This is a genomic window from Niabella pedocola (genome assembly GCF_021044425.1).
Classification (GTDB): domain Bacteria; phylum Bacteroidota; class Bacteroidia; order Chitinophagales; family Chitinophagaceae; genus Niabella; species Niabella pedocola.
Genome location: NZ_JAJNEC010000005.1, coordinates 1,285,452 through 1,297,286 on the forward strand (window position 1 = coordinate 1,285,452; position 11,835 = coordinate 1,297,286).

Here is an 11,835-nt window from a genome sequence, read left to right on the forward strand (position 1 = left end):
AAAAAGCCTGCAGTTACCTGCGCACCAGTTTTAATACATCAAACCCTTTAAATTCAAATCCTACATCCAGTGTACCGGGAACTTCCCATCCCAGGTTCATAGAAGATAAGCCGAGATCTTCAAATACCGATCCTTTCAGGTAGCCCCGCTGCTTTGCCAGTTCCACGGCATTTTTCATCATCGGTAAAATATCCTTTTCAATCGTGATCCATGTTCCGGAATGAAAGGAACCGTTCATAAAATCGGCACTTCCCATGCTGTAAATAAACTTACCGGAAGCATCGCTTTTGCCCAGGTCCTGTGCAGCAAACCGTTTGATGGTTTTATAGCGGTAATCATAGAACGGGATACCAAACCAAAAAAAGTCGCCATGGCTGGGAGACGCAGGATTCAGATCCTGCACCGTAATGAAAAGCTGGAACTGAGCGGTATGCAGTCCCTGGTCAAATGCATTTTGCGGCATCCGTAGTACGGCTTTCGTAAGCCGGCCCGTAAATTTAAGCACCAGGCCTTCAAGATCTTTCAGAAAAGGTTTTCGGGTAAATGTTTGCCCCAACAACAGATGCGGCCATTCCGCTCCTTCCCTGCGCGGTGTATTGTATTCTTCGGAGGCGGCTACATCCATGATAATGTGCCGGCTCCCGGTACCCTTCTCAAAAATGATCTTTTTTCCTTTGGCGGCATAGACGGCTTTTTTGCCGGTCGCTGTTTTTTTTGAGGCTACCAGGGGATAGCGGCTGCCCCATTCCGCAAGTCCCCATTGTACCTGCGTTGCATGGCCTCCATAAGGAAAAATAAATACATCCCGACGGGCCGCACTGGTATTGGTTCCCTCCAGCACCAATCCCTTACTGAAAGCTGCGTCATTCAAAAGCGACGATGTGTCGGCCTGATGCCTTCCGGGCGGCTTCGGGGTTACGGTTGCCGTCGAACAACAGAGCATCACCATTGCGCATACCCCCACGTAAAACAAATTGCTGTACATCATACTATAAATTCATAAAAGCAACGCGTATATTGTTCCCTTCCGCTACCGCAGGTTGGGATGTGCCAGTTCACTAAGCATAAAAACCACCTGTTTGCCAATGGGATGTCCGTTGCTGTAGGCAACTACCCGCACCTGGCTCGCTTCGCGCGGTGTTTTCAAAGGCTGTCCCTGGTACCGGGCGCTGTAGGCATCCGCATTGGTTCCGTCAAACGTATAATACAATTGAACACCGGGTAATTCGCTGTCCAGTTGCACCCTGTAACCACCGGCACTATCCTTTACACCGGTAACAACCGGGTTGTAAAAACTTTCCGAATAATTGATGCCTTTCTTTTGAAAATAGGTGAACCGCCGGATCACCCGCTCGGTAAACTCCGGCCAGTTCCGTTGCTGCTTTGGACTCCAGAATACTTCGGCAAGGGCCAGCGCCCGGGGCCAGGTCATGTACTCTGCATGCCGTTCGGTAGGAACGCTTTCCGTCCATAGGTTTCCCTGGCCACCCCGTATATACGCAGCATCAGCGCCATCCGGTACCGGGTCAAAGGCATAACAATGTTTCAGCCGTACGATACCCGGTATCACATTTACCGGCTCCGCAGAAAAAACACCCTGGTAAAAATCAAGATAGGTATCCCATGCAGGTGTCATCACTACCGGAACTTTTTTCTGCGACATGCGTATGCCGTCTTCCCGCGTTGTCCAGCTATACATGGTGGTTTCTTTATCGCGTTCATCAAAATAATGCCCGTACCAGCAGGCCATCTTTTTTCCCTTCGCCCGGATGATCGCTGCCACCTTTTGTCCGAAATAGGCCTGGTAGGCTTCCCCGGTTGCGATCTGTTCCCGCTTCATGAGTGCCTGGCACGCCGGGTGCTTTTCCCAGAACCGGTAGCTGACTTCATCGCCTCCTGTATGAATATAATCGCCCGGAAATAACTCAGCTACCTGTGTAAAGATCTTATCCAGCACCCGATATACGGAGTCATTGGCGGGACAAAGCACATTATGTTCCTGACCAGAGCCGGCGCCATTGCTTACCGGATACTGCTGTTGCGAACAGGAAAGGCCCGGGTAGGCAGCGATCAGTGCCTGGCTGTGGCCGGGTACATCGATCTCGGGTATGATGGTTATAAAACGGTCTGCTGCATAGCGTACAATTTCGCGGATATCATCCTGGGTATAATATCCGCCGTAGGTAGCCGCCTCCCCGGGCTGCGGAGCCAGCGCCGCCCAGGTACCTGTACGGGGCACCCGCCAGGCACCTGTTGAGGTAAGCCGTGGCAGTCCTTTTATTTCGATCCGCCATCCGTTGTCATCGGTAAGATGCCAATGAAACACATTCAGCTTGTAGCGGGCCATCTCATCAATGTATTTCTTTACAAACTGTTTTGAGAAAAAATGACGGCTTACATCCAGCATCAGCCCCCGCCAGCCAAAACGTGGATGGTCCCGTATGTGCATATTGGTCAGTACATGTGCCCCGGCCTGCTTCTCACTATTATCGATCAGTTGCAACAGGGACTGGATGCCATTAAAAATACCATGCGGGGTATTTCCCCGGATGCGGATCTCCGATGACTGCACCTCCAGTAAATAACCCTCGGCCTCAGATACCGGGTCCTTGCCTTTGTCCAGTAGCAGGCGTATCCGGGTTGCGGTAACCGATCGTTGCGGGTTTACCGGTAGCACATGCCCTGTTCGCTCCTGTATGTCCTGCACCAATTGCATTGCTATTCCCCGGATCGCCGGTTGTTGACATACAATTTGTGTTTTTGCATTTAAGATAAAAACGCCTGGCTTTTGTACCAGCGATGCCGGATAAGGGATCAGGGATACCGGCTTCTGCGCAGCCGCCAGCAGGCTGTTTAAGGTTACCAGCGTACCATACAGAAACCGCTTCAGGTTTTGCATGAACATATCGTTGCCGTTCATTTTTATTAAGCCTTATAATTATTTACCATTGGTATACAATACCCGGAAGATCTGCATATTCTTTTTGGGATCGATGCCATTCCGGGAAACAGATTTGATGAGGATCGGCATCCAGTATTCACCATAAGCCGGCTGTCCGTCAGCTTTTACCAGTTTATCTTTCAGGATCCTGCAGTCCAGCTGACGCATGTTTCCATGTGCGGGAATGCTCCATTGCCCGGTATTGAATGCTACCGCCGCTGCGGGCATGGGTACCAGGTTGGTACCGTTCACCCGGTTGTACTCTCTTACATAGGCTTCATCTACCATCAGCTCAAACGCAAGGTTTCCTTCAGAAGAATAGTTGGTATGCACTTTTGTGTAAAACCAGAACTCGTTACCGGTGCCGGCTGTAACATTGATGGGATTTTGGATTACACCCGATGCTTCAAAAAAGAGATAGGGGCTTTTAATATCAAATAACAATACTTCCTCCAGCACCGTGTTCTTTGCCGGCTGCACTGTTCCGTCCACGATCGATATCTTACAGGGCAGTGCATATTTTTTTCCTCCCGCCACCGCCTGTTTTAAGGCATCCACATCCAGCACCAGGTCGAAGGTTTTTTTATAGTCGCCCGTTTTAAATTCCAGCACATCGCTCACTATTTTATACAACCGTTCATCCATCAGCTCGTATGATGCCGCGGGCGTTTCCTTGTATTTGCTGATCAGCGATGGATCGATCGTTAGCTTTACTTTTGCCGGCTGCTGCCCCACACCGCTTTTGACCACCTGTAAACGTACCGAATCTTTTCCCCGGTCAAAAACCGGCACGGTATGCAGTCCGGGTGTCACCAGGTAGATCCGGTCCTCCACCATTCCGTCCAGCCGTTTTTCCTGGCAGGCGCTGAAAAATAGTGTTAACATCAGGAAAGCTGTAAAAAACGTATTTGAAGATTGTTTCATGTTGCATAAGATTTAATAAAATCACCACCCGTAGTTCTGAGTAATATTGGGCATTTCGCTGAGTTGTCCCTGGTAAATTGGAAACAGGTAATTTTTGGGAAGAAAGACCATATTTCCGGGAAAAATATCCTTGGTGCGCGTCCATGAATCCTCATAGCTGGATGCCGCCAGGTTCCGCGTATAATTAGGTCCGTTGAATTCTTTTTCCGCAATCATCCAGGTGCGGATATCATAATACCGGTGCCCTTCAAAGGCCAGCTCCACCATGCGCTCCTTACGGATCAATTCCCGCAGCAGGGCCTGATCCCCGATCACTTCCGGATAGGCTTCTTCCAGTTTATTCAGCCCGCTGCGCGCTCTTGTTTTATTTACATACTGCAGGGCTTCCGCTTCATTCCGCGATGGTTTTTCATTGCAGGCTTCGGCATAGTCCAGATAGATTTCTGCCAGGCGGTAGTAGGGCCAGGAGAACTTGCCCCATTGTCCCTGGTCGATATCATTGGTGGGATCACTCATCCGGCGCCAGAGATACCCCGATTTTACACAGTCGCCGGACTGGGTATAGGGGGAGGTACCGCCCGCATTAAAGGTTACGCGTTTTTGCCCGTGATAGGTATTGATCCACCAGAATCCATTTGCCAGCACCGATGCATAAAAACGGGCATCCCTTCCCACGGTGCTTTTATGCGCTTTTACCGGAGCGAAATTATCTAACGGGTGAATGAAGTTGTCTACAAACCCGTTTTCGGAATAGCCGGACTGGGGGTCAATGACCGGGTTGCCATCGGCCTGGTAACCGGTTACGGGGTACCGGCCACTGGTGGCCATGGGGTAGGCATCTACCAGTTTCAGAGAAGGTGCATAGCCTCCGAATCCTTGTTTTACAATTTGCGGCGGGGCGCAACGCGATACAAACTGGAAGGGATCCGCATCCCATCTTCCCCAAATGATCTCTTTGTTCCACAAACTGAAATAGATACCCATATAGGATTTCATAGCCTTGCGGAACGGATCCGTTTCCTGGTTGTCTGTATACAATTCATACCGGTTCAGATCGATCACTGCTTTTGCAGCCTGTGCGGCCAGCTCCCATTTATTGGGATCGGGTGCCTGCGGGAACAGGAATTTTCCGTCTTTGTTCTTTAATCCTACGTACAGGTTACAACCGTTGAAAAGCGGCCTTGCCATATACAATAACAATTCGGCTTTGGCCGTTAACGCCACCCCTTTTGTAACCCGGCCATACCATGCCTGATCGGTGATCACCTCCGGTAATGCACCCGCTGCCCGGTCGAGTTCAGCCACAAGGAAACTCACGTTTTCATCCAGCGTGTGGCGATCGATATCTTTTCCCTTAATGGTGATATCACTTTCTTTATCGCCCCAAACATACACGGGACCATACTTCTTCAACAGCAGGAAGTAATAGTAGGCACGTAAAAACCTCGACTCGGCCTTCATTACCTCCCGCTGCGCCGGTGACAGCTCCAGACATTTATCAGCATTCTCAATAAAAATGGTGGCCTGTTTAATGGCCTTGTAGTTATGATCCCAGCTATAATACCAGGGAGAGGCGGGCGTTTGCGATCCGCTGTTCATATTGAGCCAGGGCACACCAGACACCCAGGAATACAATCCTTCATCGCTCCTGCCCGGGAGTTCGCTTTCCCCGGCGCGGTCCATGATCATATTGTCCTGCGGCAGGTAACTGTACACATTTGCAAGAAAGGATTCGGTTGTCTGGCGCTTGCTAAAGGTTTCATCCAGCGTTAACTGGTTTTGCAATTCTACATCCAGATAGCGTTCGCAGGCTGTTATCAGCAGCAGGAACGGTATCAGCAGCCAAAAGATTTTATTCATTTTCATATGCATCATTAAAATATAATGTTTAAACCTACGTTCATTACCCGCATCTGGGGATAGGCCTGCCCGGTATTGGTACCCAGCTCCGGATCCCATAATTTGAATTTGCTGAAGGTTAGCAAATTCAGTCCCTGGGCATAAAGGCGTACCGAAGAGATCCCTGCCGGTTTATAAATCCCCTTGGGAAGTGTGTAGCCCAGTTCTGCATTCTTCAATCTGATAAAGCTCATATCCCGCAGGTAAAAGGTGGAAGCCTGCGCATTGTTTTCATTATAAGCCAGGGAAAGCCGGGCATATGTTGCATTGGGATCGGGGTTACGATGGCTCCAGCGCTTGTCAGCCACATCGGAAAGGATCTGTCCCTCCACCAGTATGTTTTGATTGGGACCGGTAATGGCGGCACCGCCAATCACCCGGTCTACATGTCCTACGCCATGAAAAAATACCGATACATCGAAGCCCTTCCATGCCATGCTTACACCAAAACCGTAACTGATCTCCGGGATGGATCCATAGCCAATACCCATATAATCGTAGGAGTTGATGATACCATCACCATTGATATCCTTGTATTTGATATCGCCGGGCTTTATCTGTCCGTACATCTGCTGGGGACTGTTGGCGATTTCCTGTTCCGATTCAAAGAGACCCAGCGACACCAGGCCCATGAGTTGCCCAAAGCGTTTTCCAACGCCCGACTGGTAGGCCCAGATAGGATCGGGCTGGTCATTATACAACACCCTGTTCCGGTTATAGGTAAAATTGCCCCTTGCCTGGATGAGCAGCTCGCCAATGGTATGCGCATATTCCAGAGAGCCGTCAATCCCCTTATTTTCCATACTTCCCAGGTTTACAAACTGCTGGATATTGTTTCCTACAATGGAGGGTACCATTCCCTGCAGGATATAAATCCCTTCCCGTTTTTCATCGAAATAATCGGCCTGTATTTTCAGCCGGCTGAAGAGTTCCAGCTCTACTCCTATATTCTTTTTAATGGCAGTTTCCCAGGATACGTTGGGGTTTCCCGGATAGCCGGTGGAAATACCGCCTCTTCCTGTTTGACCCGTACTTCCAAAAACGTAGCCTGCCGATCCCTGCATTTCGGTGTTATAGGCAAAGCGGCGGTTACCTCCGATCTGGTCATTACCGATTTCACCATAAGATCCGCGGAACTTCAACAGGCTCACGACCGGCAGCAGTTCCTTAAAAAAGGCTTCATTGCTTACAAGGTAGCCGGCCGCAACGGAGGGGAAAAACCCGAACCGTTTTCCGGGTGCAAAATTCTCCGATCCGTTGTAGCCGAAATTCCCTTCGGCGAAATACTTATCCTTAAAGGAATAGGTAAGTCTTGAAGCGATACCAATATTCCGGTAAGGAAAAGCCGAAATATAATCGCCCGGGAAGTTGTTGGTGTATTCCCGCATGCTGAAAAGGAACAATCCTCCGATCCGGTGTTTTTCTGCAAAAAGGTTATCATACATCAGGGAGGATTCCAGGTTGATGGAGCGGTTTCCACGGTTAGAACGGGCCAGTGTCAGATAATCGCTGCCATCCGTATTCTTATGAAGGATCAGATTTCCATCCGCATCCCTTCCGGTGGCATAAAACGTAGCGGGTGCTTTTCTTTTATCCAGTGTCGATTCGTTCACGGCATCCCAGGAAAACTTAAAGTTTGCTTTTAACCCTTTGGTGATGATACCGGAAAAATCCTGTGTAAGTCCAATCAATGATTGGGATGTATTCCTGAAGTCTTGCGTGAATCCTTTGCTGTTAAGTGCATAATAAGGATTGTATCCTACCAGCGGCATGGCATGTGATCCATCGGAATATTCAAGGGGTGTGGAGATGGGCGGTGTAGAGATCAGGATCCGGTACATCATATCCATGTCTTCACCCAGCCGGTTCCTGCGCTCGTATTGGTTGGAAAGATTCAGGTTTAATATCGTGGAAGGGGTAAGGTTGATATCCAGGTTGGAGCGGAAATTAAATTTATTGTAATTGTACTCCGGGTTATAGTTGGGCGTGATCACGGGTTGAAACAAACCGTTCTCCCGGAGATAAGAACCGGCCACATAGTACTTGGCCACTTTACTGCCACCGGTGATATTAAGATTGACCCGTTTGTTGGTGGTGCCTGGTTTAAAAATGGCATGCATCCAGTCTACGTTGGGATATAGATCCGGGTCGGTATGATCCCGGTACAATTGTTTTACATGTTCCGGGAAGGGCATATTGGATGAATTTTCAAAACTGATATCATTGTAATAATCCATCCATTGTTCGGCATTGGCCAGTTCAACCATACGCACCGGACTTAAATAGCCTTGTTCGCCCCGGATATTGATCGTGGGCCGCTCACTGATCTTTCCCCTTTTAGTTGTTACCAACACGATCCCGTTTGCACCTCTTACACCATATACGGCAGTAGCCGTGGCATCTTTAAGAATGGAAAAAGATTCTATATCCTCCGGATCCACCAGGTCCAGCGGACGCTCGATACCATCTACCAGCACCAGCGGCCGGCTATTGGCCCCGAAGGTGCTGATGCCCCGGATCCAGAATGCCGCACCCGAACCTGGTTCTCCCGAACTCTGTACCGCCACCACACCCGCAAGCTGCCCTGCCAGGGCACTGCTGACCTGTGTTACCGGTAATTTTAGTTTACTGGGTGTAATAGAAGTAATGGCACCAATCACGCTTACCTTGCGCTGTGTTCCGTAAGCAACCGTTACAATTTCATCCATGTCGGCCACTACAGCACTCAATACAACATCAAGGATGGGCCGGTTCTCAATGGTCACTTCCCGCTCCATATATCCAACTGCACTGAAGACCAGCACGGCGCCCTTTGCCGCCTGGATACTGAAGCGGCCATATGCATCCGTAGCGGTGCCCGCATTGGTACCTTTCAGTTGCACCGATACAGATCGGAGCGGATTTCCCACAGAATCCGTAACACGTCCCGTAATATCCATTTTATTGCCGGGTGATGCCGGCGCTTTGGGCGGAGGCGCCTTATCGGCCGGGATCAGTGTAATGATTTTGCCGTTGATCTTATAATCGAATGGCTGATCGGCAAATAACTGTTCCAATACTTCTTGAACCGGTTTTTGCTTAACCGTTAATGTAACCGGGCGCGCCTGGTCAAAATATTCGGCTTTAAACAAAAAGCTGTAGCCGCTTTGTTGCTGAATGCTCAGCACCACCGACTCCAGCGAAGCGTTCTTAACATTCAGGGAGATGGTCTGCCCATTCGTTCGGGCGGGCCAGCACAATACTGCGGCAAGGATGCCGGTTAACAGCAGCCGGAAAAAAAAGCCGCCGGAAAGGAAGGATGAGTAATGGTTTGTTTTTTGTTTCATATTTACTTCTTCAAATGGCTAAAAAGCAGTAACGATAAGAAATGAGCACACTCAGATCCACTGCGGGTTCCGTATTTCAGGATCGTCGCTGCTTATATACTAAGGAACAATTCCGTTATTGGTTGCACCACCGGCAGGATGCAGGGTGTAAAGGAGGCAGCCTTTACAAACGATGCATCATTTTATCGTTAATTCATACCTGTTTTTGGACTTATTAAAACCGTTTTCCCCTGAAGGGTAAACTTCCACCCGGTATTCAATGCAAGCACCTCCAGGATCTCCGAGAGCATTACGTTCCGGGAAACGGTGCCCCACATCAATGTGCGTTCCATAGCTGCCGGATACCTGAACTGCACATCATACCACCGCTCTATCTGTGGCAGGATCGCCTGAACCGGCAACCGGTTGAAAACAAACAACCCGTCTTTCCAGGCTGTATAATAACCCACTTCTACTTTTTTTACAGACAGATCCCCATCTTTTAAAACAGATTGTTGTCCGGGCACCAATAGCCGGGGCTGACTACCCACTCCCGGCAGGATTTTTACCGATCCCTCTACCAGCGTGGTAACGATCCTTTTATCTTCCGGGTAGGCCGAAATATTAAACCGGGTACCCAGTACAGACAATTCCTGTCCGCCGCTCAATACAACAAATGGCATATCCGGGTTTTTCTGTACCTCAAAATAAGCCTCCCCACTCAGCGTTACTTCCCTGCGCGTGCCTGTAAACCGCACCGGATAGCGGATGGAAGAGGAGGCATTTACCCATACCCCGGTGCCATCAGGAAGGGTAAGCCGGTATTGCCCGCCCGGCGGTGTCGTTAGCACAACAAACTCCGGTTGTCCGTTCGCATGGCTGCTATCCGCATTCAGTGAAGTGATCAAAGAACCGTCCGCATAGCGAAGCGCTCCGTTCTGTACGATCACCGCGGCCTGGTTACTATCCAGCACCACCCGTTGTCCGTTCCCTATCGCTAAAAAAGCACGGTTGCCGCCAGGATTTACATCATGTGTTTTGACAGCTGCCTGCTGTGACGCATGCCGGGATCGCGGAACTGTATACCAGATCACGGCGCCTACAACCAGGAACATGATGATCGCTGCGCTGGTGAGCAACCATTTCCTTCGCAGGCTTCGCACAGAACGTTGCCGGTAACCGGGGATTCGTTTTACCGATCCATCCAGCCGTGCCAGCAATTGTTCATCCAGTCCCTCCAGCAATGCTTTCAATTCACCAGGCAATGCTTCTTCGCCCGGGGCGGTTGCCTGCCATTCGTTGCGAACCCAGGCGCTCAGCTGTTCTTCGCGGCCTTCGGCTGACAGGTACTGCAACAGTTTCAGGAACTCCTCCCTGCTGATATCATTGTTGACATATTTCTTAAATAGCTCCTGTATGTCCTCCTGGCGATCCAAAATATTCTTTTATACTAGTAATACGGGGAAATGATTGTTTACATCTGTTCTGCCGGCAAAAACTTTTTTATACCACCTGACCAATATGACTGATACCAACCAGCAGCAGGTACACGATCCTCGTCGCCAGGTATTTTTTTAAGAACTGGTTGGCCTTATAAATATGATCGTTCACCGTGCTCATGTTAATATTGAGCATCAGGCTAACCTCCTCATAACTTTTGGATTCAAACTTGCAAAGGATGTATACTTCTCTTCGCTTGGGTGGCAACAGGTTGATGGCAGCGTGGATCAGTTCCTGCTGCTCGCGGTCCTCCATCCGCTCTCCAACACTTATCGCAGAGGGTTGTATACGCGTCCACACCTGGTCCTGCATTTTTTTATCCCGTGATAATTTCCTGAAGAAATCGCAGACAAGATTTTGCGCGATCCGGTGCAGGTATCCCCCCACCGGCAAACCGGGGTCAATGCGTTGCCGGTGTTCCCATAAACGGATGAACACTTCCTGCAGCAGGTCTTCCACCAGTTCGGGGTCCTTTACCATCCGGTAAATGGCCGCTGCAATGGATATCTTGTGTCGTTGATAAACGGTTTGAAAGGCATGCCGATCTCCTTCCCGTAACCTGGAAAGCAGTCCTTTTTCCCCAGCATCCGCTTCACAACGCATCATTGTCTGAAAGTTATAGCAATCATCGTTATACCGGCTAAGTTACGCATTCTGCAGCGGAACCCGGCCCCGGCCTTATCGTCCTTATGTTCTATCTGGTATATACGGCAAAGGGAGCAGTGCCACCTGCTCTCCCTGGAAAAATATTTTTAGCTGCGAAAAGGCCGCCCACCCCCTGGCGGAAAAAACAAAATACGGCTTACCTGTTGCAAAAAGATCGCTCAGATCGTTTTTATCGATAAAGAACAAGGATGAAAAAAATCATGGGAAGTCTGATACCTGGTATCACCTGTTTTCTTTTTGCATGTTCACACACACCATCCCTGGAAGATGCTAAAAAAGAGGATGCCGAAAGACTACAAAATGTATATATTGAAATAACGGCCATGGCGGCCCCAGTGTCCTGTACCAAGGCCTCAGACTGGAAGTGGATGCCTATCGGCGCCAAGGCCTGCGGCGGGCCAACCGGGTACCTTCCCTATCATATATCGGTGGATGAAGATTATCTGAAGCACAGGGTGAACGCTTATACCGATCTGCAAAAAGCATTTAATAAAAAATGGGGTGCTATTTCAGATTGTTCCATACCGTTTGCTCCCTCGGGCATTCAATGCGAAAACAATAAACCGGTATTCACTTATAGCGCTCCTCCGGGCATATAAT

Annotated in this window: 8 protein-coding genes; 1 reads left to right on the forward strand and 7 read right to left on the reverse strand. The window is 49.5% G+C overall.

Annotated elements, in window-relative coordinates:
* Window positions 1-13: 13 nt before the first annotated feature.
* The 7 genes from LQ567_RS12970 to LQ567_RS13000 all read right to left on the reverse strand — a co-directional run bounded on the left by LQ567_RS12970 (window position 14) and on the right by LQ567_RS13000 (window position 11,175).
* A complete protein-coding gene (locus tag LQ567_RS12970; RefSeq protein ID WP_231004942.1) occupies window positions 14-988 on the reverse strand; it encodes a hypothetical protein in 975 nt (324 codons plus the stop codon).
* 42 nt (window positions 989-1,030) lie between these two features.
* Window positions 1,031-2,905: a beta-N-acetylhexosaminidase gene (locus tag LQ567_RS12975; protein WP_231004943.1), complete on the reverse strand. Its 1,875-nt coding sequence runs from the start codon at window positions 2,903-2,905 to the stop codon at window positions 1,031-1,033.
* A gap of 33 nt (window positions 2,906-2,938) precedes the next feature.
* Complete coding sequence (locus tag LQ567_RS12980) at window positions 2,939-3,865, reverse strand: DUF1735 domain-containing protein (RefSeq protein ID WP_231004944.1); 927 nt, start codon at window positions 3,863-3,865, stop codon at window positions 2,939-2,941.
* 21 nt (window positions 3,866-3,886) lie between these two features.
* On the reverse strand, window positions 3,887-5,731 hold the full coding sequence (locus tag LQ567_RS12985) for a RagB/SusD family nutrient uptake outer membrane protein (RefSeq protein ID WP_231004945.1): 1,845 nt from the start codon (window positions 5,729-5,731) through the stop codon (window positions 3,887-3,889).
* An 8-nt stretch (window positions 5,732-5,739) separates the two neighbouring features.
* Window positions 5,740-9,090, reverse strand: a complete 3,351-nt coding sequence (locus tag LQ567_RS12990; RefSeq protein ID WP_231004946.1) for a TonB-dependent receptor — start codon at window positions 9,088-9,090, stop codon at window positions 5,740-5,742.
* Between the two features lie 188 nt (window positions 9,091-9,278).
* Window positions 9,279-10,505 (reverse strand): FecR family protein, encoded by a 1,227-nt coding sequence (locus tag LQ567_RS12995; protein WP_231004947.1) that lies wholly within the window; start codon window positions 10,503-10,505, stop codon window positions 9,279-9,281.
* A 67-nt stretch (window positions 10,506-10,572) separates the two neighbouring features.
* Window positions 10,573-11,175 (reverse strand): RNA polymerase sigma factor, encoded by a 603-nt coding sequence (locus tag LQ567_RS13000; protein WP_231004948.1) that lies wholly within the window; start codon window positions 11,173-11,175, stop codon window positions 10,573-10,575.
* A gap of 248 nt (window positions 11,176-11,423) precedes the next feature.
* Here LQ567_RS13000 and LQ567_RS13005 point away from each other — a divergent pair, with 248 nt between their 5' ends.
* On the forward strand, window positions 11,424-11,834 hold the full coding sequence (locus LQ567_RS13005) for a hypothetical protein (RefSeq protein WP_231004949.1): 411 nt from the start codon (window positions 11,424-11,426) through the stop codon (window positions 11,832-11,834).
* Window position 11,835 lies beyond the last annotated feature (1 nt).